Raw genomic sequence first — 24788 nt, forward strand, 5'->3', positions numbered from 1 at the left:
TACTGACCAGAACCACAGGATTTCTGAGGGGGGATCTATTTTGATAGATTGTATTTGAAAACAATATGTCATTTTCTAACAAATTCTACAAAAGTTCTTTGATTTTAACGTGAAAAAACGTTTTTTTTATCGGAACATCTACAAAGTGAATGACAGGTCAGTCAGTCAATCTCTAGGGATTTACTCAGAATTTATGGCAGAATATTACCAGAAATGAAGCACATTGTTATTTTTCCAATGTTGGATATCCCGAACATCGTATAGGTTGCCTATGAATGTCTTAACACAAGAACTGGTTGAATTGCTTAGCCTGGAAAAGCTGGAAGAGAATATTTTCCGTGGAATTAGCCGTAACCTGGTAGGCAAGCGCGTATTCGGTGGGCAGGTATTAGGACAGGCTTTGCGTGCTGCATCGTATACGACTGATCGTCCAGCACATTCATTGCATGCCTATTTCCTGTTTGGAGGAGATGTCAATGCACCGATTATCTATGAAGTAGATCGTATCCGTGATGGCAAGAGTTTTGCCAGTCGTCAGGTGCGTGCGATTCAGCATGGCCGTACTATCTTTATGTGTATGGTGTCTTTTGCCGAACCAGAAGAAGGCTTGAACTATCAGATTTCTGAACCAGAATATCCCTCAGTCGACAGCCTGAAAAATGAGGCAGAACTGAAGCATCAAATTGTTGAATTCGTACCGGAAAATGTCCGTGCTTCATTTATGCGTGATCGCCATGTAGAAATTCGTCCTGTGATGCCGGTGAATCCATTCCAGCCGCAACCGGAAGCGCCAAATTATGCGCATTATATCCGTACCCATGGCCAAGTCGCTCCGGAAGTTGATGAGGTTTCGCTGCATCAGGCAATTGCGGCCTTCTACTCAGACTTTACCTTGATGACGACAGCATTGCGTCCACATGGTCTGAGCTATATTTCACCAAACCTGCAATGTGCCAGCATCGACCATGCCATGTATTTCCATAAGCCATTCCGTGCCGATGAATGGATGCTTTATGATATGGATGCGACAGTGAGTGCCAGCTCACGTGGTCTGAACTTCGGTCGTATGTGGCAGAATGGAGAACTGGTCTGTAGTACAACCCAGGAAGGTCTCATCCGTCTGCGGGAAATTGAAACCCAGTAAGATTTAAAATAAAAAAAGCCGGATTAGAGTTCCGGCTTTTTTTATGGGTGTGATTTGAAGTTAGTGGCAATGTGGAACATCATTGCTTGAATGCTTATGGCAACCTTGCTGTTCTTTACCGCCCGAAGAATGTGCAAAAACCTGCCCGATGCTGCAAATGAGTGCAACAGCAATGATCATTTTTTTCATGACGTTTATTTCCTTTGTATAAAACCAGCTTATTGCACTGATTAAGCACATTGCGTGCCAAAATTTGGTACATCAGTATATGGATTAAGTGAATAATAAAAGATATTTTGCTGCAAAGCGTTTATAAAATTTTACTCGATTATCCGAAACTTGCATGGCATAGTGCCGGATAAGTTCAATATTAAAATGTCCATGAAGATGAGCTTAAATACGCAGATTCTAGTTGCCGCAGTATTGGGTGTCCTGTTTGGTTTTTTATTAAATCTTTTCCCACAAACCACGTTTGAAGAGCTCAGCCTGTATGGTCTGGGTATCATGAGCAGCATCTTCATTGGTTTGCTAAAAATGTTACTGGTTCCATTGATCTTTAGCTCGATTGTGGTTGGGGTATCGAATCTGCAAGCTGGTGGTCAGCTGAGCCGAACCTGGAAAATTACCTTGGCATGCTGTGTCACCACGACCACCCTGGCTTTAATCTTGGGATTGGCTTGTGCCCATCTGTTTGATGTAGGCAAGGGGGTCGATGTAGTAATGTTTCAGGATGCCATGGCTCAGCATAAAACTCCGGATACCTTAACGCCGTCTTCATTCTTTACCAACTTTATTCAGAATACCCTGATCAATCCGTTTAAGGCCTTTGCCGATGGTAATGTGCTGGCAGTGGTGGTCTTTGCACTCTTTGTCGGTGTGGCACTGGTGGCAGGGGGAGACAAGTTCCGGACGGTACGTAAGCTCAGTATGCAGTTCTTTGACATCATGATGCTGATGATTGGCTGGGTCATGAAACTGGCGCCATTCGGGATTTTTGCGCTACTGGCCAAGCTGATTGCCACTGAAGATATTTCGGTACTGAGCCGTCTGGCAGAGTTTGCTGCGGTAGTAACGGGCACCACCATTTTCCACGGTCTGGTAGTTCTACCATTATTGTTGTGGATCTTCGGGAAAATGAGCCCAATTACCTTTTTCAAAGGCACTCGCGCAGCCTTGATTACCGCTTTTGCGACCAGTTCCAGTTCTGCAACCATGCCATTATCCATGAAATGTGCCCAGGAAAATCTGGGAGTACGTCCACATACGGCAGGCTTTGTCATTCCGCTTGGGACTCAGCTGAACATGGATGGTACGGCACTGTATGAAGCCGTAGCAGCTTTGTTTATTGCCAACCTCATGGGACTTGATCTGACGTTGGGGCAGCAATTGGTCGTGTGTGCCACAGCAATGATTGCATCTTTAGGCGCACCGGGTATTCCAAGTGCCGGGATGGTGACCATGATCATGGTACTGCAATCAGTGGGTCTACCGGCAGAAGCCATTGCGATCCTGTTGCCGATTGACCGACTGCTCGATACGGTCAGGACTGTGGTGAATGTGCAGGGTGATATGATGATCAGTGTCGTGGTTGACCGACATACCCGTGAACCGCAACTGGATCAGTCCATCTCTAGTTGAGGATTGAAAACTATCTCCCACAGATGTCCATCTGGATCCTGAAAATAGCCTGCATAGCCGCCATAAAATGTAGCCTGTGCAGCTTTCACAATCTTGGCTCCAGCTTTTTCAGCCTGAGTCATGACCTGATCGACATCTAATGGGCTATACACATTGTGTCCCAAGGTCATTTGAGTGGGACACATCGGGCTCGGTTCGAGTCCGGTATCATGCTGGATGCTGCTTTGCGGCCATAAAGCCAGTTTTAATCCAGCCTGTAGTTCAATAAATGCGACTGCGCCACATTCAAATTCTTTGCCAACAATGCCTTTGCTGGGAAAGCCCAGCCCATCACAATAAAAGCGTAGTGCAGCCTCCAGGTCGCGAACACCGAGTGTAATCACTGAAATCCGTGCTTGCATGAGCTCATCCTTATGGTCATGTCTGTAGCTTTATCTTAGGTCAAATAAAAAGCAGGGAAATGATCCCTGCTGTTAGAAATTGTAATAAGAGGAGAGCTTAGGCGACTTTTAAACCTGCCCGTTTGGCCGCAGGGGAATGCTCAAGATAATACAGGGCATCATCGGTACTGCCTTCATGCACCGGGTCATACCATGGCATCAGATAGCCGAGTTGCTGAGAAACCAGCCAGAGGGGATTGGGTAGCAAACGATTGTCCTGCTGTGAAATACGGAACCATTCTTTCCAGATCCAGGGTTTATATACCGCTGGTTTCAGCTGCTTAAAACGAGGGTCTTGTGCCAACAAGCGTGCTGCACCGTCGACCCACAGACCAATTACTCCAATAATCACCACCACACTTAAATAGTAGCGGGCAATATAACCGCCACCAAGATGACGATATAAGTCAAATGCCACACTGCGATGCTCAATTTCTTCTGCGCCATGCCATTTCACCAGATCTAGCATATTCGCGTCAGCACCGAGCCGTTCCCACTCGGTGTTATAGAGCGCATATTTTCCAAGGACACAGGTCATATGCTCTACAGTTGCGACGACACCAAGCCGGAACAGATCCCATTGATGTTCTGCGATTTTAGGAATTTTCAGACCAAGCGGCTGATCGGCCAGCAATTGATTGAACAGGAAATTCATAATGTCCAGATTGCGCTGGATATCAATCTGGCGTTCAGATAGATACTCTTTATTGGCCGAATTATGTGCCTGAGCATGCATGGCTTCCTGACGGATAAAAGCCTGTACATCATGCTTTAATTTTTCGTCGGTGATCTGAGCGAGAACCTTATTATACAAGCGACAGAACCAGAATTCACCGGCCGGCAGAATATTATTAATTTCATTCACAAAGTAACTGGCGAAAGGCTGATTTGGAATCCAGTCAATCGGGGTAGCCTGCCATTCAAACTTAACTTTGCGCGGTTGGATAAAATAGGAAATTGAAGAGCCAATTTTTGTTGTTTTGAATCGTGAGAGTAAAGACATGGGGTGGATCCATCACTGCTTGATCAATACAGTATGAAAAAAATGTCCCGAATTGCTGCAGGCAATACGGGACATTATTTTGTCACTTGGATCACATCGGACTTATTTTGGCTGTTCTTGGTTGACAATCTCTGTTTGATCAGCCTCAACCGGCTCATCCAGATTATTTAATTCACTCGCAGTAATTTCATGATCTGGGTCTGAGTCAGTTTCATCTTCTAGCTCCACAGATTCAATCGGTTCATCAGCTTCGTTTAAATCATGGATTGACGCTTCTGGAATGTTATCCAGATCAAATTCCGTTGGTTGATCCAGGGTAAAGTTAAGACGACCAGCCATCACGCTTGCCAGTTCTTCCAGACCTTCTTTATTTAAAGAGGAAAATAATTGAATCGAGAAGTTCAGCTTCATTTTATTTAATGTTGCTTTGACTTCCTGCAAGGCTTTGGACGCAGGACCACGATTCAGCTTGTCTGATTTGGTCAACAAGACATGCACGAACAGGTGACGTGAATAGGCCCATTCCAGCATCATCACATCAAAGTGTTGTAGCGGATGACGGATATCCATCAGCAGCACCAGACCTTGCAGGCTCTTACGGTGAATCAGATAGTTTTCCAGTTCTTTTTGCCAGACAATTTTCATGGCTTCTGGGACAGCTGCGTAGCCATAACCCGGTAAATCGACCAGACGCTGATCCGGATTGCCAAGGCTAAAGAAGTTGATCATCTGGGTACGGCCTGGTTTTTTGGAGGCACGGGCCAACTGTTTCTGATTGGTCAGGGCATTGATGGCACTGGATTTACCCGCATTGGAGCGACCGGCGAATGCAACTTCATAACCTGTATCTTCAACACACAGGTTAAGTTTGGGTGCACTCATTAAAAATTCAGCTTTGCGCAGCCAATTGAGCGAGCGCACAGAGTATTCAGTAATCGCAGGATCGACTTTTTTGGTATAGCTAATCTTTTGCTTTGGGGCAGCAGCTGCCTTACTGTTTTTCGATTTTCCTCTGCTGTGGTGCATGGCTCAACTTCAAACTTAAATTTACAAGCAGCTATTATAAAGGAAGTCGCTTGGGCAAGCGAACTTTCAATGCAAGACTTGGTAAGCAGAAAGTGAAAACTAAAGATTGATCAGGCCGATTGGTGACTGGATGCTGTAATGGCCTTGCAGTGGTGTTACCACTTCACTGAGCGTGTATTGATCCAGGCTGGCATAAAACTGCTCTACGGCATCATCTAAAATGCCTTTTAAACCACAATTTTTACGCAGCACACAGGGTGGGGTATTGCATTCTACCACTTGGCTATCCTGTTGCAGGATACGCACGACTTGACCCAATGGTATTTTTAAGGTGAGCGGATTCATGCGAATGCCGCCGCCTCGCCCACGAGTAGTGATGAGCCAGTCCTGCTTTGCCATAAAATGTACGATTTTCATGGCATGGTTCTCTGACACCTGCAGCTCATTCGCGAGTTCCGCAATGGTATACGGCATTTCTTTCGGCTGAGCGATGTACATAAGAATCCGTAAGGCGTAATCGGTAAATTTATTTAACTGCATTATAAATATAGAGTTTTCATACAAAGCAGGGCTAGTCTAACACAGCCAGACTAGCCCTTGCTTGATTTCAGTTTAAGCTGACTGCTTAGTGGCGAACGCCACCAGTACCAAAGGCTTCACTGTGAATATTCTCAGCAGGAATGCCTCGTGCAACCAGCGCTTTGTGTTGTTCTGCCATAAATGGCATTGGGCCACATAGATAGTAATCAGCATTTTCTGGTAATAAAGCACGATCAATTGTACTCAGATCCAGACGGCCTGCTACATCATAGTCTTCACCCAGTTTGTCACCTTGGTGTGGGAATTCGTAAGCAGTCAGCGTGCTTAAACGTGGGTATTTGGCTTTCAAATCATGAATGTGCTGTTTCATGGCATGCACCTGTTTGCTACGGCAGGCATGAATGAAAGTCACAGGTTGTGGCATATCCAGAGTTACCAACTGATTTAACATGGCTACCATTGGAGTTAAGCCCACACCGCCACTGATAAATACATTACGTTTGTTTGGATCAATCAGGTAGAAATTACCTGTTGGTGCAGACACTTCAATTTCTGAGCCTTCTGCCAAGCTATGTAAAGTATTAGATACCCAGCCTGGAACCAAATCACCTTTTTGATCTTCACGCTTTACTGAAATACGCAGGTATTCATCTTGAGGACAAGTTGAAAGCGTATATTGACGTGGTTGTCTTAAATTCAGTTCAGGCACAAACACACGTACAGAAATATACTGACCTGCTTCATACTTCGGTAATGGTCCGCCGTCGACTGGTGCCAGGTAGAACGAAGTGATCTCTTCACTTTCTACTACTTTCTTGGCAATCTTGAAATTGCGCCAGCCTAACCAGCTACCTTTAGTCTGTTCATGTTGATCATAAATCGCTTTTTCAGTCGCAATAAACAGGTCTGCTAATTGGCCATATGCAGCAGCCCACGCATCAATCAGTGGATCATCCATAGAAATATTGAGTACTTCACTGATTGAATGCAGCAGGTTTTCCCCAACAATGCCGTAATCAGGTGCTTTAATATTTAAGCTGACATGTTTATGCGCAATGAGTTCAACCACAGGTAATAACACAGAAGGATCTTCGATATTTTCAGCATATGCTAAAACTGCACCTGCCAAGGCTTGCGCCTGAGCACCGCTACGCTGGTGACCCATGTTGAAGGTTTCTTTTAGATCTGGGTTATTGTTTAACATGCGGTTGTAAAAATAACCGGTTAAAGCAACCCCATTTTCACGAAGCACAGGTACTGTAGCTTTTACTAGGTCAATTTGCTGTGGAGTCATAGCAGATCTCTCATGGCTGTTATTTATAAGATGTATTTAAAATACATCTTTAAAGATATATTCACAATACATCTTTAAGTAAAAACCATGAAAAAATTATGGGATATTAAAATATCCCATAAAAATAAAGAAAATAATCGGAGAAAGAAGGGTTATCTCTTACCAAATAATGACCCTAATAAACCACGGACAATTTTCTGGCCGGTAGTGCTACCCAAAGTGCGTGCGGCACTTTTAGCAAAGGTGCCAACAATGTCTTGGGTGAACTTTTCACGCTGTTTCGCTGCACGTTCAGCTTCTTTCTGCTGTTCGCGTGCAAGACGTTCCTGTTCGCGGGCTTGCTGCTTAGCAAATGTTTCCTGCTCTTTTGCGACTTGTTTGGCATACGCTTCTTGTTCTTTGGCTTGCTGTTTGGCAAGTTCCGCAGCCTGAAGCTGTTGCTGGCGTTCAGTGACTTTGTTTTGCAGCATTTCATGCGCACTGTCACGATCAACTTGCTGTTCATAAATCTCAGCCACAATGCTTTGTTGCATTAAAGTTTTGCGTTCTTCAGGAGAAATGGGGGTAAAAGAGGAGTGTGGCGGCATCACCCAGCCGCGTTCTACAATTTGCGGTGTGCCTTTTTCATCCAGACAGCTAATCAGTGCTTCACCGACAGCCAGTTCGGTAATGGCATCCTGAACTTTAAACTCTGGATTAGCTCGAAAAGTATCTGCCGCCGTTTTTACCGCTTTTTGGTCTTTAGGGGTAAAAGCACGTAAAGCATGCTGAACCCGATTGCCGAGTTGACCTAAAACGCTTTCTGGTAAATCGAGTGGATTCTGGGTGATAAAGTAAATCCCCACACCTTTAGAACGAATCAAACGCACCACCTGTTCAATCTTTTCTTGCAAGGCAGGGCTAGTATTATCAAATAGCAAATGGGCTTCATCAAAGAAGAACACCAGTTTGGGTTTATCCAGGTCGCCGACTTCCGGTAACTGTTCAAACAGCTCTGAAAGCATCCATAGCAAGAAAGTGGCATACAGCTTAGGTGTGTTCATCAGCTTGTCAGCAGCAAGCAAGTTGATATTGCCATGACCTTGACTGTCGGTTTGTAAAAAATCCATCAGATCCAGCGCTGGTTCACCAAAGAATTGCTCACCACCTTGATCAGCCAAGGCAAGCAGATTGCGTTGAATCGCGCCCAGACTGGCAGGAGACAGATTGCCATAGTCCGCTTTAAAATCTGCGGCATGTTCGCTGACATAACTAATCATGGCCTTTAGATCTTTAAAGTCGATCAGTAATAGGCCTTGATCATCAGCAATACGGAAAATGACTGAGAGCACACCTTCCTGAGTGTCGTTCAGATTCAAAATACGGGCAAGAAGGAGGGGGCCAATCTCGGAAATGGTAGTGCGAATCGGATGGCCTTGCTCGCCAAATAAATCCCAGAACACCACAGGCGACGCTGAAAAAGGGATGGACTCGATATTCAGGCTTTTAATGCGTTCATCAAATTTGGGGTTGTTTTCCCCGGCTTTCGCCAAGCTGGAAACATCACCCTTGGCATCGGCCAAAAATACCGGTACACCAATTCGGGAAAAACTTTCTGCCAGTACCTTTAATGTTACGGTCTTACCGGTACCGGTTGCACCGGCAATCAGGCCATGACGGTTGGCAAGCTGAGAATGCAGCACGATATCCTGGGTGGTATCGGCGGTTTTTTTAGCGATTACGATTGGTGTACCCATATAATTTCCTATTTGTTATTTATTTATTTATTTTTAACTTTTTTCATGTTTTGTAGTGCCTGTTGAATGTCTTCAATCAGATCTTCCGGATGTTCTAGTCCAATACAGAAGCGCACCAGAAAGCCTTCTTTCAAATGTGAATGTTCAAGCACACGCATATCTTTTAAGTTATATAGCATGACCAGGCTAACAGGACCACCCCAGCTAAAACCAAGCTTAAACAGTTTTAAGTTGTCACAAAAACTGCGGATATCTTGCAGTTCATATTTACTATCAAAAATTACACTGACCAGACCGGCACTATGACCTTCCTTGCAAATTTCTTTCCAATATTGATGGCCTGCGCTATGCGGATCGGCTGGATGCAGTACCTGCACAAACTCCGCTTGCTGTTTTAACCAGGTGAGAATGTTGAGTGCACTATTGGATTGATGTGCATAACGCAGCTGCATGGAAGCAAGACTACGTTGCACCTGAGCAACGTCATCACCTGAGACAGCAATGCCTTGAATGGCATGTGCGCGGAACAATTGGTGATGCAGTTCTTTATCACGCGTGACCACTGAACCCATCAGAATGTCACCACCACCGCTTGGATATTTGGTCAGCGCATGTACGGATAAATCTACACTTAGGTGTTCATCACCAAAATCAAAGGCATTAAAGGCCAGACCCGCGCCCCAGGTATTGTCCAGTGCAGTCAGAATATTGTGTGCTTGAGCTTTCTTCACGAGGCCATTTAAATCCGGAAATTCCAGTGTGACTGAGCCAGCTGCTTCCAGCCAGATCAGTTTGGCTTTATCTGAAGGAATAAAGCTTTCCAGGCATAATGGATTATAAACTTGTACCTGAATGCCATAACGTGTTTCCAGGTTGCGTAGATGCTCCATGTTTGGGCCATAAATATTGTCCGGTACCCAAACTTCCTCTCCCTGACTTAAAAAGCAGGAATTCACGAGATTAATCGCAGATAAACCGCTAGGTGCAAGCAAATGGTAGAGCCCACCTTCGAGCTGGGCAATGTTATCACCTAAGGTAAATGTGGTTGGGGTACCATGTGTGCCATAGCTATAGTCATAATCATCGGTCCAATGGCGATTAAACAGGGCATCGGTATTGTTAAAAATAATGGTTGATGCACGATAGAGGGGAGGTTGAACCGTCGAAATGTACTGAGGGGCCTTTCGTGGTGCATGAATCAGGGCGGTTTGAGGATTTTTTTTCATGCTGCAGCTCATATCTGGAGTCAAAAACAGCTTTAGCTTAAGAGAATCTTTGCTTTAGCGCTACTTGCGTTATCAATTGTTTAAAAACCTCACATAAAATAAAAAGTTGGCTTCATTTTTGCAAAACCTAGCCTATATAGATACAAGAACAGGTTCGAGCGCATGAAGTCGCATTTACGAGTACATTATTTTCAGCATATTGCTGGTGAAGGTTACGGTAGTTGTCATGAATTTTTAAAGCAGCATCAGGCGCAAATTACAGCGACTGAATTCTTTGCTTTACCTGTGGATCGTCCTTTGGAAATAGAAGCGCTACCTGCAGTAGAAGAAGTAGATTTGCTCATTATTATGGGCGGCACCATGAGTGTAAATGATGAAGCAAATTTCCCCTGGTTGAAAATAGAAAAACGCTGGTTACGTCGTTACTTGTCTCAGGGGAAGCCAGCGATTGGTTTGTGTCTAGGTGGACAGCTGATTGCCAATGCCTTGGGGGCAGCAGTTAGTTATAACCCGGAACAGGAACTGGGGTGGATGTCTGTCAGTAAAGTGGCCAATGTGCCAGCAGACTGTTTTAGTTTGCCTGAGCAATTCCGGATCATGCAGTGGCATAGCGAGACCTTTGAAATTCCCAAAGGGGCGGTACATCTGGCAGAAAATGAAGCCTGTCGCAACCAGATGTATCAATTAGGCAAAAATGTTCTCGGTTTCCAGTTCCATCCAGAAATAACCCCGGAAACCTTGGCCCTGTTTTTAGAAGATGAAGAGGAGTTGCTAAAATTTTCAGGAAAATATGTGCAGCCTGTGCATGAGCTCAGAAAAAGCCCAAAATCTAATTTTATTGAAGGAAATCAAATACTAAATCGCGCAATCGAATATGTGGTAGAGAAATCAGCTTGACGGGTGAAAAACAAACTCTTGATTTAGCAACCAAATTGATTTGCAGACGAAAACTATAAAAGGCATTTGCTTATGCATTAAACAATGGCTATAATAAGCCACCCTTCGATAGGAAGGATGTTAACTGCGAAGAAAGTAGTTAACTATCGTTACAGTCGTGGCATCGATCATGACCTTAGTGATAATTCACTGCTCTTGACACTTACCTCAAAAATTAGTGGGGTGAGATGCGTCAAGAGTGATTCTTTATATATTTGGCTTGGAGTTTACTGGTATGTCTAACCAGAGAATTCGTATCCGTCTTAAGTCTTTTGATCACCGTCTAATTGATCAATCAGCTCAAGAAATCGTAGAAACAGCAAAACGTACTGGCGCACAAGTTTGTGGTCCAATTCCAATGCCTACACGCATTGAACGTTTTAACGTTTTGACATCACCACACGTAAACAAAGACGCGCGTGACCAGTACGAAATCCGTACTTACAAGCGTTTGATCGACATCGTTCAACCTACAGACAAAACTGTAGATGCATTGATGAAGTTAGATCTTGCAGCTGGTGTTGATGTTCAGATCGCATTGGGTTAAGGCTTTCGGGTTAATTAACGCTCTAAGTTAATTAGGCCGCTTTTTTAGAGGTTTATGCACATGGCTATTGGTTTAGTCGGTCGCAAGTGCGGTATGACACGTATCTTTACAGATGCTGGTGTTTCTGTGCCTGTTACAGTGATTGAGGTTGATCCTAACCGCATCACTCAAATCAAAACGCTTGAAACTGATGGTTATCAAGCGATTCAAATCACTACTGGTGAACGTCGCGAATCTCGCGTAACTAACGCTCAGAAAGGTCACTTCGCTAAAGCGGGTGTTGCTGCTGGTCGTCTGGTTCAAGAATTCCGCGTTTCAGAAGCTGAGCTTGAAGGTCGTGAAGTTGGTGGTACGCTTACTGTTGAGTTGTTCCAAGTAGGTCAAATCGTTGACGTAACTGGTACTTCTAAAGGTAAAGGTTTCCAAGGTGGTGTTAAGCGTTGGAACTTCCGTACTCAAGATGCTACTCACGGTAACTCTGTTTCTCACCGTGTTCTAGGTTCTACAGGTCAAAACCAGACTCCTGGTCGCGTGTTCAAAGGCAAAAAAATGGCTGGCCATTTAGGTGCTGAACGCGTAACTACACAGGGTCTTGAAATCGTTGCTATTGACACTGAACGTTCAGTTCTAGTGGTTAAAGGCGCGGTTCCTGGTGCTACTGGTGGCGACGTAACTGTTCGTCCTACGATCAAGGCCTGAGGGGAAATAACGTGAATTTAAATACTGTTTCCGGCTCTGCTGTTGAATTATCAGAAGTTGCGTTCGGTCGTGAATTTAATGAAGCTCTTGTACACCAAGTTGTTACAGCTTACTTAGCTGGTGGTCGTCAAGGTTCTAAAGCTCAAAAATCACGCGCAGACGTTTCTGGCGGTGGTAAAAAACCATTCCGTCAAAAAGGTACTGGCCGCGCTCGTGCTGGTTCTATTCGTAGCCCAATCTGGGTTGGCGGTGGTAAAACTTTTGCTGCTCGTCCACAAGACTGGTCTCAAAAAGTAAACCGTAAAATGTACCGCGGTGCTATGCAATGCATCCTGGCTGAACTTGTTCGTCAAGATCGCTTAGTTTTAGTTGAGGAGTTTGCTGTTGCAGCTCCAAAAACTAAAGAATTGCTTGCAAAACTTAACGACTTAAATGCGACTCGTGCATTGATCGTTACTGATGCTGTTGATGAGAACTTGTATCTAGCTGCTCGTAACCTTCCACACGTAGATGTGGTTGATGCGACTGCAATCGATCCTGTTAGCTTGATCGCGTTCGATAAAGTTGTTATGTCTGTAGCTGCTGCTAAGAAAATTGAGGTAGAACTCGGATGAACAACGAACGTTTATATCAAGTCCTGCAAGGACCTGTTTTCTCAGAAAAAGCACAAGTTTTAGGTGAAACTGCTGGTGTTCAAGTTTTTAAAGTTGCTACTGATGCAACTAAACTTGAAATCAAAAAAGCAGTTGAGCAATTGTTTGGTGTTCAAGTTGTTAAAGTTAACACTACGATCACTAAAGGTAAAACTAAACGCTTTGGTAAAACTATCGGACGTCGTTCTGATGTTAAAAAAGCATACGTCACCCTGAAAGCTGGCCAAGATGTAGAAATGGCTGACTTGGGCGATGCCGCTGAAAGCGCAGCGGAATAAGGACGAAAACTATGCCTATTCAAAAATGTAAGCCAACGTCTCCAGGACGTCGCTTTGTAGAGAAAGTCGTTCACGACCATCTTCACAAAGGTGCTCCTTATGCTCCACTAGTTGAAGCTAAAAAACGTACTGGCGGCCGTAATAACAACGGTCACATTACGACTCGTCACGTTGGTGGCGGTCACAAGCAACACTACCGTATCGTAGACTTCAAGCGTAACAAAGACGGCATCCCAGCTGTAGTTGAGCGTATCGAATACGATCCAAACCGTTCTGCGCACATTGCGTTGTTGAAGTATGCTGACGGTGAACGTCGCTACATCATCGCGCCTAAAGGTTTACGCGCTGGTGATTCAGTACAATCTGGTAACGATGCTCCAATTCGTCCAGGTAACTGTTTACCACTTCGTAACATGCCTATCGGTTCTACTCTTCACAACATCGAGCTTAAAATCGGTAAAGGCGCACAGTTAGTACGTTCTGCTGGTACATCTGCTCAATTGTTGGGTCGTGACGGTTCATACGCTATCATCCGTCTTCGTTCAGGTGAGATGCGTAAAGTACACGTTGAATGTCGCGCTGTGTTAGGTGAAGTATCTAACTCAGAAAGCAACCTTCGTTCATTGGGTAAAGCTGGTGCAGCGCGCTGGCGTGGCGTTCGTCCTACCGTTCGTGGTATGGCGATGAACCCGGTAGATCACCCGCACGGTGGTGGTGAAGGTCGTAGCAAAGGTATTCAACCTGTAAGCCCATGGGGTCAAAAAGCTAAAGGGTACAAGACACGTACCAACAAGCGTACGACTAAGATGATTATTCGCGACCGTCGCGTTAAGTAACAAGTAAAGGAATCTGACAATGCCTCGTTCTCTGAAAAAAGGCCCATTCGTCGATGCGCACTTGTTCGCTAAGGTTGAAGCGGCTATCGCGGCTAATAACCGTAAGCCGATCAAAACTTGGTCGCGTCGTTCGATGATCCTCCCGGATTTTGTTGGTTTAACAATTTCTGTACACAATGGCCGTAACCATGTTCCAGTGATCATCTCTGAACATATGGTTGGACACAAGCTTGGTGAATTTGCACCGACTCGTACCTACCGTGGTCACGGTGTTGACAAGAAATCTAAACGTTAATAGGTGCTATGATGGAAGTAACTGCTAAATTACGCGGTGCCGCTATCTCGGCACAAAAAGCTCGTTTGGTTGCAGATCTTATCCGCGGCAAATCTGTTGCGCACGCACTTAACATTTTGAACTTCAGCAACAAAAAAGCTGCAGTCCTAGTTAAGAAAGCGTTAGAGTCTGCAATTGCAAACGCTGAACACAATAACAGTTTAGATGTAGACGACCTTAAAGTTTCTACGATCTACGTTGATGAAGGCATGAGCCTGAAACGTATTATGCCACGTGCTAAAGGCCGTGCAGATCGTATTACTAAGCGTACTTGTCACATTACCGTTAAGGTAGGGGTTTGATATGGGTCAGAAGGTTCATCCAATCGGTATCCGCCTAGGTGTTGTGAAACGTCATAACGCTAACTGGTATGCGAGTCCGAAACAATACGCTGAATACTTGCTTAAAGATTTGCAAGTTCGTGAGTTTTTAACTAAAAAACTTAAGAATGCAATGATCAGCAATATTCTTATCGAACGTCCTACAGGCGCTGCTAAAGTAACTATTAGCACTGCTCGTCCTGGTATCGTTATCGGTAAAAAAGGCGAAGACATTGAGAAATTACAACGCGAATTAACATCTATCATGGGTGTTCCTGCGCAAGTAAGCATCAACGAAATCGATCGTCCAGACTTAGACGCACGTCTTGTTGCTGAAGCTATCGCTTCTCAATTAGAAAAACGTGTAATGTTCCGTCGTGCTATGAAGCGTGCGGTTCAAAACACAATGCGTGCTGGCGCTAAAGGTATCAAAGTTGAAGTTTCAGGCCGTTTAGGTGGTGCTGAGATCGCTCGTACTGAGTGGTATCGTGAAGGTCGTGTACCTCTACATACACTTCGTGCAGACATCGACTATGCTACTATGCGTGCTGAAACTACTTACGGTACGATTGGTGTTAAAGTTTGGATCTTCCGTGGTGAGATCTTGGGCGGCATGAAACAAGTCATGAACCCGGCTCCAGCTGAAGAACGTCCAGCTAAACGCGGTCGCGGTCGTGGTGAAGGTCAAGAGCGTCGTGGTCGTCGCAATGATCGTTCTGCTGAAAAAGGAGAATAATCCATGTTGCAACCTAAACGTATGAAATTCCGTAAGGTGCAAAAAGGCCGTAACACTGGTCTTGCACACCGCGGTAGTTCAGTATCTTTCGGTACAATCGCTCTTAAATCAATTGAACGTGGTCAAATGACTGCGCGTCAAATTGAAGCAGCGCGTCGTACTATCAGCCGTCGTATTAAACGTGGTGGTAAGATCTTTATCCGTGTCTTCCCAGACAAACCTATTACTTCTAAACCTCTTGAAGTTCGTATGGGTAAAGGTAAAGGTTCTGTGGAATACTGGGTTTGCCAAATCAAACCAGGTAAAGTCTTGTACGAAATTGATGGTGTTAACGAAGAATTGGCTCGCGAAGCATTTACGCTTGCAGCTGCTAAACTTCCGTTTAAAACCACTATCGTGACTCGGACGGTAATGTAATGAAAACTAAAGATCTACGTGAAAAGTCGGTAGAAGAGTTGACAGCTTTGCTTGATGAGCAACAGCTTAACCAATTCCGTCTTCGTATGGCGAAAGCAACTGGTCAATTGGGTAAATCGCACGAAGTGCAATTAACTCGCAAGACTATTGCTCGTATCAAGACCCTCCTTACCGAAAAACAGGGGAACGGACAATGAGTGAACAAACAGTCCGCACGTTAACAGGCAAAGTAGTAAGCGACAAAATGGACAAGTCTATTGTTGTGCTTATCGAACGTCGTGTTCAACACCCGTTGTATGGCAAATCAATCCGCCGTTCAACAAAATTACATGCTCATGATGAAAACAACACAGCTAAAACTGGTGATGTTGTAACAATCAAAGAAAGCCGCCCAATTTCTAAAACTAAGTCTTGGACTCTAGTTGAAGTTATTGAAGCAGCTGCTGAGTAATTAACGTTCTTGTTGCATCATCGGTCAAATTCGAGTACTCTTTGAGCCTTTCGAATTTGCGACCGGTGATGCTCGGTTTTGGAGTAGGGCAATGATTCAGACCGAAACTATGCTCGACGTAGCAGACAACAGTGGTGCTCGCCGCGTACAATGTATTAAAGTACTTGGTGGTTCACATCGTCGTTATGCTTCTGTTGGCGACATTATTAAAGTTACTGTAAAAGAAGCAATTCCACGCGCACGTGTTAAAAAAGGTGACGTGATGAATGCAGTTGTGGTTCGTACTAAATTCGGCATCCGTCGTCCAGATGGTTCAGTGATTCGTTTCGACGATAACGCTGCTGTTATTTTGAACAACAACAAAGCGCCGATTGCAACTCGTATTTTCGGACCAGTGACTCGTGAACTTCGTACTGAACAGTTCATGAAAATTATTTCATTGGCTCCTGAAGTTCTATAAGAGGCAATCATGGCTAAGATTAAAAAAGGCGATCAAGTAATTGTGATCGCAGGTAAAGAAAAAGGCAAACAGGGTACTGTTCTGTCTGTTTCAAATGACCAAGTGAAGGTAGAAGGTCTTAACCTAGTTAAGAAACATCAGAAGCCTAACCGAGCTACTGGCGCTGAAGGCGGCATCGTAACTCAAGAAGCTTCTCTTCACATTTCAAACGTGGCACTTTTTAATGCTACAACCCAAAAGGCTGACCGTGTTGGTTACCAAGTGATTGATGGCGTGAAAACTCGCGTATTCAAATCAAATGGTGAATCAGTGGCGGTAGCGAAGTAATAGGTTGAAAAAGGCAATGGCCAGACTTAAAGCACGTTACAACGACGAACTTAAAGCTCAATTACAAGAACAATTGGGTGTTAAGAATGTGATGGAGATCCCTCGCATCACTAAAATCACTATCAACATGGGTGTTGGCGCAGCTGCTGCTGACAAGAAACTCCTTGATGGTGCTCTTTCTGATATGCAAGCTATCGCTGGTCAAAAACCAGTACTTACGTTAGCTCGTAAATCTATCGCTGGTTTCAAAATCCGTGATGGTTGGCCGATTGGTTGTAAAGTTACTTTACGCGGCGAACGCATGTACGAATTCTTAGACCGTTTGATCTCTATTGCGATTCCTCGTATCCGTGACTTCCGTGGTTTCTCAGCGAAATCATTTGATGGTCGTGGTAACTACTCAATGGGTCTTAAAGAACAGATCATGTTCCCTGAGATCGATTTTGACAAGATTGACCGTATTCGTGGTATGGACATTACCATCACTACGACTGCTCGCACCGATGACGAAGGCCGTGCGCTTATGCGTGCATTCGGCTTCCCGTTCAAATAAGAGGTCGAAATGGCTAAGAAAGGTATGATTAATCGCGAATTGAAACGCGAAGCTACTGTTGCTAAATACGCTGCAAAACGTGCTGAATTAAAAGCTGTTATTGCTAACGTAAATGCGTCAGACGAAGAACGTTTCGAAGCGATGATGAAATTACAAGCATTACCACGTAATGCATCTCCAGTACGTCTACGTAACCGTTGTGGTTTAACTGGTCGTCCTCATGGTTACTTCCGTAAGTTCGGTTTAAGCCGTAACATGGTACGCGAAAAAGTAATGCAAGGTGATGTACCTGGCGTTGTTAAGGCAAGCTGGTAAGGAGCACTATAAATGAGTATGCAAGATACCGTTGCCGACATGCTAACACGTGTTCGTAACGCACAAATGGCGAAGAAACAAACTGTTTCTATGCCTAATTCTAAGTTGAAGGTTGCTATTGCAAACGTTCTTCAACAAGAAGGTTACATCTCTAACGTAGAAGTTGCTGATGTTGAAGGCAAAGCAACTTTAACAATTACGTTAAAATATTTTGAAGGCAAACCAGTTATCGAAACTGTGAAACGCGTAAGCCGTCCAGGTCTACGTCAGTATCGCGGTAAAGATGCACTTCCAAGCGTTAAGCAAGGTTTAGGTATTGCAATTGTTTCTACAAGCAAAGGCATCATGACTGATCGCGCTGCACGTGCTGCAGGCATTGGTGGTGAAGTTATTGCTTTTGTTTCTTAATAGGTGATTCCTCATGTCTCGTGTGGCTAAAGCCCCAGTAACTGTACCTAACGGTGTAGCAGTTACTCAGAACGGCCGGCAGGTCGAAGTGAAAGGCACTAAAGGTACATTGTCTTTCAACCTGCATGCGCTGGTCGAGCTAAAACAGGAAGACGGTACTCTAGTTATTGCTCCTAAAGCTGAATCTAAAGATGCTTGGATGCAGGCTGGTACTGCTCGCGCTGTGCTTAACAACCTTGTTAAAGGTGTTAGCGAAGGTTTCGAACGTAAGTTACAACTTATCGGTGTTGGTTATAAAGCTGCGGTTAAAGGTAACATTGTTAACCTTAACCTTGGTTTCTCTCACCCGATTGACTACAACCTTCCTGAAGGTGTAACTGCAGAAACTCCTACAGCGACTGAAATTATCCTAAAATCTGCTGATAAAGCAAAATTAGGTCAAGTTGCTGCGGAAATCCGTGGTTACCGTCCACCAGAGCCGTATAAAGGTAAAGGTGTTCGTTATTCTGACGAAGTTGTACTTCGTAAAGAAGCTAAGAAGAAATAAGGCGCGAGGTTCTTATGAACGAAAAGAAACAATCCCGTTTGCGTCGTGCGAAAAGCACACGCTTGCACATCCGTGCATTGGGTGCGACTCGTTTGTGTGTAAACCGCACTCCGCGTCACATCTATGCTCAAGTTATCTCAGCAGATGGTGGCAAAGTATTAGCGCAAGCTTCTACACTAGACGCTACTCTACGTGCTGGTACAACTGGTAATGTTGAAGCAGCTCAAAAAGTAGGTGCTTTAATCGCAGAACGCGCTAAGGCAGCTGGTGTAACTAAAGTTGCATTTGACCGTTCTGGTTTCAAATATCATGGTCGTATCAAAGCCTTGGCTGATGCTGCTCGTGAAAACGGCTTGGAGTTCTAATCATGGCTAAAGTTGAACAAAACGAAGGTCTTGTTGAAAAGCTGGTTGCCGTTGATCGTGTAGCCAAAGTTGTTAAGGGTGGTCGTATCTTCTCTTTCACAGCATTAACTGTGGTAGGTGATGGTAATGGTCGCGTAGGTTTTGGTCGTGGTAAAGCACGTGAAGTTCCAGCTGCTATTTCTAAAGCACTTGAAGCTGCTCGTCGCAACATGATCACTGTAGATCTTGCTGGTACGACTTTACAACACCCTGTGAATGCTCGTCACGGTGCAAGCCGTGTTTACATGCAGCCTGCTTCTGAAGGTACTGGCGTAATCGCTGGTGGCGCTATGCGTGCCGTTCTTGAAGCTGCTGGTGTACACAACGTACTTGCTAAATGTTACGGTTCTACTAACGCTGCTAACGTAGTTAACGCGACTTTCAAAGGTCTGCGTGACATGACTTCTCCTGAGAAAGTTGCTGCGAAACGTGGTCTTTCAGTAGAACAAATTCAAGGGTAATAATCATGAAAACGATTAAAGTTACCCAGACTAAATCTGCATCGCATCGCTTGAAAAATCACAAGCTGAGCCTTAAAGGTTTAGGTCTGCGTCGTATTGGTCATACTGTTGAAGTGTTAGACACTCCATCTAACCGTGGTATGATCAACCAAGTCTACTATATGGTTAGTGTAGAGGAATAAGCCATGACTCTGCGTTTAAATACTATTGCACCTGCAGAAGGTGCTAAGCGTGACAACCTGCGTCTAGGCCGTGGTATCGGTTCTGGCGTTGGTAAGACCGGTGGCCGTGGTGTCAAAGGTCAAAACTCACGTAAGAGCGGTGGTACTCGTCCAGGTTTCGAAGGCGGTCAAACAGCACTTTATCGTCGTTTGCCTAAATTCGGTTTCACTAGCCAACAGGCTTTGAAAACTGCTGAAGTACGTTTATCTGAGCTTGCTAAAGTTGAAGGTGACATCGTGTCTCTAGAAACTTTAAAAGCTGCGAACGTTGTACGTAAAGACATGACTCGTGCACGTATCGTACTTTCTGGTGAAATTACTCGCGCATTCACTGTACAAGGTGTTGTGTTGACTAAAGGCGCTAAAGCTGCTGTTGAAGCTGCTGGCGGTAAAGTCGAGGAGTAATCTCCAGTGTCTATGTCTCCTAGTTCTTCAGGTCATGTCAACATGATGAAAGGCCAACCATTTCATGTGAAATACCGTGAAATTATTCGTCGAATGATGTTTCTCATTGGTGCGTTGTTGGTGTTTCGACTGGGAGCACATATTCCAGTACCGGGCATTAACAATGCTGCGCTGGAGAATTTGTTTAATGCAAACCAAGGTACGATCCTTGGTTTGTTTAACATCTTTTCTGGTGGTGCATTGGAGCGAATGTCTATTCTTGCTCTTGGGATTATGCCATACATCTCTGCATCGATTATCGTGCAGCTGATGTCAACAGTCGTTCCTTCGCTGGAAGCTTTAAAGAAAGAAGGCGAGCAAGGCAAACGTAAAATAAATCAATACACACGACAGGGCACACTGTTCCTTGCATTTGTGCAAGCGGTCGGTATGTGCGCGGGCTTGATCAGCCAGGGAATTACCCTGACCTCTGGTCTGGCTTTTTATGTTCCTGCAGTAACCTCATTGGTTGCGGGGACCATGTTCCTGATGTGGTTGGGTGAACAGATTACCGAGCGTGGGGTGGGGAATGGTATTTCCATGATCATCTTCGCAGGTATTGTTGCAGGTCTGCCAACTTTGGTTATGCAGTCCCTGACTTCTGTCGATAATGGTCAGTCTAGTCTTATTGGTCTGGCGATATTTGCATTGTTATCCATCGCCGTGCTTGCAGCAATTGTGTTTATCGAGAAGGCGCAACGTCGTATTCCGGTCAACTATGCTCAGAAGCAGCAGGGTCGTCGCGTATTTACTGCACAGCAGACACATTTGCCATTAAAAATTAATATGGCCGGTGTGATTCCTGCAATTTTTGCAAGTTCATTGCTTTTGTTCCCAGCGAGCTTAGGTCAGTGGGTTGGCAGTGCAGATCCTGATGCAGGAATTATCAAGCGTAGTCTGCAAGATTTGGCATTGGTGTTGTCGCCTGGTCAGCCGTTGTATTTGGTGCTCTTTGGTGCGTTAATTATCTTTTTCTGTTACTTCTATACTGCGCTAGTATTTAGCCCGAAAGAAGTGTCAGAAAACTTGAAACGCAGCGGAGCTTACGTGCCTGGTATTCGTCCAGGTGAGCAAACTGCTCGTTACTTAGATCATATTCTCAATCGTTTGACCTTCATTGGCGCGATTTACATCACTGTCATCTGTTTAATGCCGATGATCCTGCAAAGCTCTTTTGGTATTCCATTCAGCTTGGGCGGAACATCGTTGCTAATCGTGGTAGTGGTGGTGATGGACTTTATGGCTCAGCTACAAGCACATCTCACTTCGCACCAGTATGACAATCAAACATTAATGAGAAAAACGACTGCTCATCCTAAGGGATAGCGCACTTAGAGGTTTCATCATGAAAGTACAAGCTTCTGTAAAGAAAATTTGTGGTAGCTGTAAAGTTATCCGTCGTAATGGGGTTATCCGCGTAATTTGTAGCGCAGAACCTCGTCATAAGCAGCGTCAAGGTTAATCTGATCAAGACCTGTTGATTTCAGTAGGCGAATTAGGTTATTATCCGCCCCTCAAGATTTTTGTGGGGCGGTTGATTATCTCTACTGCCTTTTTGGAGAAAATTGAATGGCTCGTATTGCCGGTGTAAACATTCCGGATAACAAGCATGCTGTTATCTCTCTAACGTATATCTTTGGTATTGGTCGCCATACTTCAAAAGCTATCTTAGCTGCTGCAGGTATTGCTCCAACGACTAAGATCCGTGAATTAGATGACGCTCAGCTTGATGCGATTCGTGCAGAAGTTGCCAAGGTTCCGACCGAAGGTGATTTACGTCGCGAAATTTCCATGAACATCAAACGTTTAATGGATTTAGGCTGCTACCGCGGTCTTCGTCATCGTCGCAGCTTGCCTGTCCGCGGTCAACGCACCAAAACTAACGCACGTACCCGTAAAGGTCCGCGCAAACCAATTAAGAAATAAGATTTCTGGAAGCTAAAAGATGGCTAAAGATACTCGCACACGCAAGAAGGTCACTCGTACCGTCTCTGAAGGTGTTGCACACATTCACGCTTCTTTTAATAACACCATTGTGACTATTACCGATCGTCAAGGTAATGCACTGGCTTGGGCCACTTCAGGTGGACAAGGCTTCCGTGGATCACGTAAATCAACTCCGTTCGCTGCTCAGGTAGCTGCTGAAGTTGCTGGTAAAGCAGCTTTGGATTACGGTTTGAAAAACTTGGACGTCCTTGTTAAAGGCCCTGGTCCAGGTCGTGAATCTGCGGTTCGTGCTTTAGGTGCAGTGGGTTATAAAATTAATAGCATTACCGATGTGACTCCAATTCCTCACAACGGTTGCCGTCCACCTAAAAAACGTCGCGTGTAAGGAGAAACATTCATGGCTCGTTATATTGGTCCAAAATGCAAACTCTCTCGCCGCGAAGGGACAGACCTGCAATTAAAATCTGGCGTTAAACCATTTGACGTTAAGACTAAAAAACATGCTAAAGCGCCTGGCCAACACGGTGGTGCGCGTGGCAGCAAACAATCTGAGTACTCACTACAATTACGTGAAAAACAAAAAGTACGTCGTATGTACGGTGTTTTAGAGCGTCAATTTAGTAACTACTATAAAGAAGCAGCTCGTGTTAAAGGCGCAACTGGCGAGAACTTGTTAAAGTTACTTGAAAGCCGTCTTGATAACGTTGTTTATCGCATGGGTTTTGGTTCTACACGTGCTGAAGCTCGTCAGTTAGTATCTCACCGTTCAATCACTTTAAATGGCCGTCGCGTTAACATCGCGTCTATCCAAGTTAAAGCTGGTGACGTGATTGCAGTTCACGAAGGCGCTAAACAACAATTACGTATCAAAAACGCAATTGAATTAGCTGCTCAACGTGGCATTCCTTCTTGGATGGAAGTAGATCATTCTAAACTAGAAGGTACGTTCAAAGCTGCACCGGATCGTTCTGATTTACCTGCTGAAATCAACGAAAGCTTGATTGTAGAATTGTATTCTAAATAATCCTTGAGGTAGCAATATGACGCGTACTGCAAATGAGTTTCTAACTCCGCAAGCGATCAAGGTCGAAGCGGCAAGCGGGACCTCGGCAAAAGTTATTCTAGAACCCTTAGAGCGTGGCTTTGGTCATACTCTGGGCAATGCTTTACGTCGCATCCTTCTGTCTTCTTTGCCTGGCGCTGCTGTGGTTGAAGTTGAGATTGAAGGTGTTGAGCACGAGTACAGTACTTTGGAAGGCTTGCAGCAGGACATCGTCGAGCTCTTGCTGAACCTAAAAGGATTGTCTATTAAGCTGTTCGATCAAAATGAAGCTTATTTAACATTAGAGAAACAAGGTCCAGGCGATGTAACTGCGGCTGACCTTCGTTTACCTCATAATGTTGAAGTGGTTAACCCTGAACACTTGATCGGCACATTAAGTGCTTCAGGCAATCTTAAGATGCGCCTGAAAGTGGCTCAAGGCCGTGGCTACGAGACTTCTGACTCACGTTTCCCAGAAGGCGAGACTCGCCCAGTGGGTCGTTTACAGTTAGATGCCTCTTACAGCCCGATCAAACGTGTGTCTTACACAGTTGAAAATGCTCGTGTAGAACAACGTACTGACCTTGATAAACTGATCATTGATCTTGAAACTAACGGTACAGTTGATCCTGAAGAAGCAATCCGTAAAGCGGCAACAATCTTGCAACAACAAATTGCAATCTTTGTTGACCTTCAGAAAGATCAAGCTCCTGTTGCTCAAGAACCTCGTGAAGAAGTTGATCCGATTTTGCTTCGTCCAGTAGATGATCTAGAGCTAACTGTTCGTTCTGCTAACTGTTTGAAAGCAGAAAACATTTACTACATTGGTGATCTTGTACAGCGTACTGAGGTTGAGTTACTTAAAACTCCTAACCTGGGTAAAAAATCGCTTACTGAGATCAAAGATGTTCTGGCTTCTAAAGGCTTACAACTCGGCATGCGTTTAGAGAACTGGCCACCAGCTAGTCTCCGTATGGACGATCGTTTCGCCTATCGTAGCCGTTAATTAAGTAGGACTATCACCATGCGTCATCGTAATAGTGGTGTGAAATTAGGCCGTACAAGCAGTCATCGTAAAGCGATGTTCCAAAACATGGCTAACTCTTTGTTCGAGCACGAGTTGATCAAAACAACTGTGCCTAAAGCAAAAGAATTACGCCGTGTTGCTGAGCCTTTAATCACTTTAGCTAAAGTCGATACAGTAGCAAATCGTCGTTTGGCGTTTGCTCGTACTCGTTCAGCTGCAACTGTTGGTAAATTATTTACCGTTCTTGGCCCTCGTTACAAAGAGCGTAACGGCGGTTATCTACGTGTTCTTAAAGCGGGCTTCCGTGCAGGTGATGCTGCACCGATGGCTTACGTTGAGCTAGTAGATCGCGAAGTTAACTAATTTCGTGAAGAGCAG

The 24788-nt window shown here is 44.7% G+C and carries 37 protein-coding genes and 2 pseudogenes; 31 read left to right on the forward strand and 8 right to left on the reverse strand.

Annotated features, from left to right (window positions below):
• Positions 1-271: 271 nt before the first annotated feature.
• Positions 272-1144 carry an acyl-CoA thioesterase gene (locus C3420_RS01100; protein WP_004809832.1) on the forward strand — a complete coding sequence of 291 codons (873 nt, stop codon included), beginning with the start codon at positions 272-274 and terminating at the stop codon, positions 1142-1144.
• A 60-nt stretch (positions 1145-1204) separates the two neighbouring features.
• Here the strand turns inward: C3420_RS01100 and C3420_RS17760 are convergent, their stop codons facing one another.
• A complete protein-coding gene (locus C3420_RS17760) occupies positions 1205-1333 on the reverse strand; it encodes a hypothetical protein (protein ID WP_005223361.1) in 129 nt (42 codons plus the stop codon).
• 198 nt (positions 1334-1531) lie between these two features.
• Between C3420_RS17760 and C3420_RS01105 the strand changes: the two genes are divergently transcribed.
• On the forward strand, positions 1532-2782 hold the full coding sequence (locus C3420_RS01105) for a dicarboxylate/amino acid:cation symporter (protein WP_103799858.1): 1251 nt from the start codon (positions 1532-1534) through the stop codon (positions 2780-2782).
• Here C3420_RS01105 and C3420_RS01110 read toward each other — a convergent pair.
• From C3420_RS01110 to C3420_RS01140, 7 genes and pseudogenes are all read right to left on the reverse strand, one after another.
• Positions 2764-3183, reverse strand: a complete 420-nt coding sequence (locus tag C3420_RS01110; protein ID WP_071319852.1) for a VOC family protein — start codon at positions 3181-3183, stop codon at positions 2764-2766. The genes C3420_RS01105 and C3420_RS01110 overlap by 19 nt on opposite strands.
• 97 nt (positions 3184-3280) lie before the next feature.
• A complete protein-coding gene (locus tag C3420_RS01115; RefSeq protein WP_103799837.1) occupies positions 3281-4225 on the reverse strand; it encodes a metal-dependent hydrolase in 945 nt (314 codons plus the stop codon).
• Between the two features lie 249 nt (positions 4226-4474).
• A pseudogene (gene yihA / locus C3420_RS01120) lies at positions 4475-5251 on the reverse strand (ribosome biogenesis GTP-binding protein YihA/YsxC); the annotation flags it as partial.
• Between the two features lie 99 nt (positions 5252-5350).
• Complete coding sequence (locus C3420_RS01125) at positions 5351-5791, reverse strand: RrF2 family transcriptional regulator (protein ID WP_048881819.1); 441 nt, start codon at positions 5789-5791, stop codon at positions 5351-5353.
• Positions 5792-5876: 85 nt separating this feature from the next.
• Positions 5877-7085, reverse strand: a complete 1209-nt coding sequence (hmpA, locus tag C3420_RS01130; protein ID WP_103799838.1) for an NO-inducible flavohemoprotein — start codon at positions 7083-7085, stop codon at positions 5877-5879.
• A 152-nt stretch (positions 7086-7237) separates the two neighbouring features.
• Positions 7238-8821 carry a helicase HerA-like domain-containing protein gene (locus C3420_RS01135; protein ID WP_103799839.1) on the reverse strand — a complete coding sequence of 528 codons (1584 nt, stop codon included), beginning with the start codon at positions 8819-8821 and terminating at the stop codon, positions 7238-7240.
• 23 nt (positions 8822-8844) lie between these two features.
• The gene (locus C3420_RS01140; RefSeq protein WP_103799840.1) at positions 8845-10047 is read right to left on the reverse strand and encodes a PLP-dependent transferase; all 1203 of its coding nucleotides are present in this window, start codon (positions 10045-10047) and stop codon (positions 8845-8847) included.
• A gap of 162 nt (positions 10048-10209) precedes the next feature.
• On the opposite strand from C3420_RS01140, the gene C3420_RS01145 reads away from it, so the two are divergent.
• The 29 genes and pseudogenes from C3420_RS01145 to rplQ all read left to right on the forward strand — a co-directional run bounded on the left by C3420_RS01145 (position 10210) and on the right by rplQ (position 24773).
• Positions 10210-10944, forward strand: a complete 735-nt coding sequence (locus C3420_RS01145) for a type 1 glutamine amidotransferase (protein ID WP_004809814.1) — start codon at positions 10210-10212, stop codon at positions 10942-10944.
• A gap of 274 nt (positions 10945-11218) precedes the next feature.
• Positions 11219-11530, forward strand: a complete 312-nt coding sequence (gene rpsJ / locus C3420_RS01150) for a 30S ribosomal protein S10 (RefSeq protein WP_000070912.1) — start codon at positions 11219-11221, stop codon at positions 11528-11530.
• A 60-nt stretch (positions 11531-11590) separates the two neighbouring features.
• On the forward strand, positions 11591-12229 hold the full coding sequence (gene rplC / locus C3420_RS01155) for a 50S ribosomal protein L3 (protein WP_004809812.1): 639 nt from the start codon (positions 11591-11593) through the stop codon (positions 12227-12229).
• A gap of 11 nt (positions 12230-12240) precedes the next feature.
• Positions 12241-12843 carry a 50S ribosomal protein L4 gene (gene rplD, locus C3420_RS01160; RefSeq protein WP_004786925.1) on the forward strand — a complete coding sequence of 201 codons (603 nt, stop codon included), beginning with the start codon at positions 12241-12243 and terminating at the stop codon, positions 12841-12843.
• Entirely contained in the window at positions 12840-13160 is a 321-nt protein-coding gene (rplW, locus tag C3420_RS01165; protein ID WP_004809809.1) for a 50S ribosomal protein L23, read from the forward strand. The genes rplD and rplW overlap by 4 nt, the downstream gene beginning before the upstream one ends.
• A gap of 11 nt (positions 13161-13171) precedes the next feature.
• The gene (rplB, locus tag C3420_RS01170; protein WP_004809807.1) at positions 13172-13996 is read left to right on the forward strand and encodes a 50S ribosomal protein L2; all 825 of its coding nucleotides are present in this window, start codon (positions 13172-13174) and stop codon (positions 13994-13996) included.
• 19 nt (positions 13997-14015) lie between these two features.
• The gene (gene rpsS, locus C3420_RS01175) at positions 14016-14291 is read left to right on the forward strand and encodes a 30S ribosomal protein S19 (RefSeq protein ID WP_004673001.1); all 276 of its coding nucleotides are present in this window, start codon (positions 14016-14018) and stop codon (positions 14289-14291) included.
• Between the two features lie 11 nt (positions 14292-14302).
• Positions 14303-14632, forward strand: a complete 330-nt coding sequence (gene rplV / locus C3420_RS01180) for a 50S ribosomal protein L22 (RefSeq protein WP_001982638.1) — start codon at positions 14303-14305, stop codon at positions 14630-14632.
• Between the two features lies 1 nt (position 14633).
• Positions 14634-15411, forward strand: a pseudogene (gene rpsC, locus C3420_RS01185) (30S ribosomal protein S3).
• A complete protein-coding gene (gene rplP, locus C3420_RS01190) occupies positions 15390-15803 on the forward strand; it encodes a 50S ribosomal protein L16 (protein WP_004809805.1) in 414 nt (137 codons plus the stop codon). Before rpsC ends, rplP begins: the two are co-directional and overlap by 22 nt.
• Positions 15803-16000 carry a 50S ribosomal protein L29 gene (rpmC, locus tag C3420_RS01195; protein WP_004786915.1) on the forward strand — a complete coding sequence of 66 codons (198 nt, stop codon included), beginning with the start codon at positions 15803-15805 and terminating at the stop codon, positions 15998-16000. The genes rplP and rpmC overlap by 1 nt, the downstream gene beginning before the upstream one ends.
• On the forward strand, positions 15997-16254 hold the full coding sequence (gene rpsQ / locus C3420_RS01200; protein WP_004809803.1) for a 30S ribosomal protein S17: 258 nt from the start codon (positions 15997-15999) through the stop codon (positions 16252-16254). The genes rpmC and rpsQ overlap by 4 nt, the downstream gene beginning before the upstream one ends.
• A gap of 91 nt (positions 16255-16345) precedes the next feature.
• Positions 16346-16714 carry a 50S ribosomal protein L14 gene (rplN, locus tag C3420_RS01205; protein WP_001982634.1) on the forward strand — a complete coding sequence of 123 codons (369 nt, stop codon included), beginning with the start codon at positions 16346-16348 and terminating at the stop codon, positions 16712-16714.
• A 9-nt stretch (positions 16715-16723) separates the two neighbouring features.
• Positions 16724-17041 carry a 50S ribosomal protein L24 gene (gene rplX / locus C3420_RS01210; protein ID WP_004809797.1) on the forward strand — a complete coding sequence of 106 codons (318 nt, stop codon included), beginning with the start codon at positions 16724-16726 and terminating at the stop codon, positions 17039-17041.
• Between the two features lie 16 nt (positions 17042-17057).
• Entirely contained in the window at positions 17058-17594 is a 537-nt protein-coding gene (gene rplE, locus C3420_RS01215; RefSeq protein ID WP_004809796.1) for a 50S ribosomal protein L5, read from the forward strand.
• 9 nt (positions 17595-17603) lie between these two features.
• Positions 17604-17909 (forward strand): 30S ribosomal protein S14, encoded by a 306-nt coding sequence (gene rpsN, locus C3420_RS01220; RefSeq protein ID WP_004809795.1) that lies wholly within the window; start codon positions 17604-17606, stop codon positions 17907-17909.
• Between the two features lie 12 nt (positions 17910-17921).
• Positions 17922-18317, forward strand: a complete 396-nt coding sequence (gene rpsH / locus C3420_RS01225; protein ID WP_004809793.1) for a 30S ribosomal protein S8 — start codon at positions 17922-17924, stop codon at positions 18315-18317.
• Positions 18318-18330: 13 nt separating this feature from the next.
• Positions 18331-18864 (forward strand): 50S ribosomal protein L6, encoded by a 534-nt coding sequence (gene rplF, locus C3420_RS01230; RefSeq protein WP_004809790.1) that lies wholly within the window; start codon positions 18331-18333, stop codon positions 18862-18864.
• A gap of 14 nt (positions 18865-18878) precedes the next feature.
• A complete protein-coding gene (gene rplR / locus C3420_RS01235; RefSeq protein ID WP_004281497.1) occupies positions 18879-19229 on the forward strand; it encodes a 50S ribosomal protein L18 in 351 nt (116 codons plus the stop codon).
• 2 nt (positions 19230-19231) lie between these two features.
• On the forward strand, positions 19232-19729 hold the full coding sequence (gene rpsE / locus C3420_RS01240) for a 30S ribosomal protein S5 (RefSeq protein ID WP_004657688.1): 498 nt from the start codon (positions 19232-19234) through the stop codon (positions 19727-19729).
• 5 nt (positions 19730-19734) lie between these two features.
• Positions 19735-19911 (forward strand): 50S ribosomal protein L30, encoded by a 177-nt coding sequence (gene rpmD, locus C3420_RS01245; protein ID WP_004809788.1) that lies wholly within the window; start codon positions 19735-19737, stop codon positions 19909-19911.
• Positions 19912-19914: 3 nt separating this feature from the next.
• Positions 19915-20355, forward strand: a complete 441-nt coding sequence (gene rplO, locus C3420_RS01250) for a 50S ribosomal protein L15 (RefSeq protein ID WP_004809786.1) — start codon at positions 19915-19917, stop codon at positions 20353-20355.
• Positions 20356-20400: 45 nt separating this feature from the next.
• Complete coding sequence (gene secY, locus C3420_RS01255) at positions 20401-21720, forward strand: preprotein translocase subunit SecY (protein WP_171294430.1); 1320 nt, start codon at positions 20401-20403, stop codon at positions 21718-21720.
• Positions 21721-21739: 19 nt separating this feature from the next.
• Positions 21740-21856 carry a 50S ribosomal protein L36 gene (rpmJ, locus tag C3420_RS01260; protein ID WP_000867907.1) on the forward strand — a complete coding sequence of 39 codons (117 nt, stop codon included), beginning with the start codon at positions 21740-21742 and terminating at the stop codon, positions 21854-21856.
• A gap of 107 nt (positions 21857-21963) precedes the next feature.
• Positions 21964-22320, forward strand: coding sequence for a 30S ribosomal protein S13 (rpsM, locus tag C3420_RS01265; RefSeq protein ID WP_004281492.1), 357 nt, complete (start codon positions 21964-21966; stop codon positions 22318-22320).
• A gap of 19 nt (positions 22321-22339) precedes the next feature.
• Positions 22340-22726 (forward strand): 30S ribosomal protein S11, encoded by a 387-nt coding sequence (rpsK, locus tag C3420_RS01270; protein ID WP_001040166.1) that lies wholly within the window; start codon positions 22340-22342, stop codon positions 22724-22726.
• A 12-nt stretch (positions 22727-22738) separates the two neighbouring features.
• Complete coding sequence (gene rpsD / locus C3420_RS01275) at positions 22739-23365, forward strand: 30S ribosomal protein S4 (protein ID WP_004809780.1); 627 nt, start codon at positions 22739-22741, stop codon at positions 23363-23365.
• Positions 23366-23381: 16 nt separating this feature from the next.
• A complete protein-coding gene (locus C3420_RS01280; RefSeq protein WP_004809777.1) occupies positions 23382-24389 on the forward strand; it encodes a DNA-directed RNA polymerase subunit alpha in 1008 nt (335 codons plus the stop codon).
• 18 nt (positions 24390-24407) lie between these two features.
• Entirely contained in the window at positions 24408-24773 is a 366-nt protein-coding gene (gene rplQ, locus C3420_RS01285; RefSeq protein WP_004786886.1) for a 50S ribosomal protein L17, read from the forward strand.
• Positions 24774-24788: the final 15 nt, after the last annotated feature.

This window comes from Acinetobacter sp. ACNIH3 (assembly GCF_002918965.1).
GTDB classification, from domain to species: domain Bacteria; phylum Pseudomonadota; class Gammaproteobacteria; order Pseudomonadales; family Moraxellaceae; genus Acinetobacter; species Acinetobacter schindleri.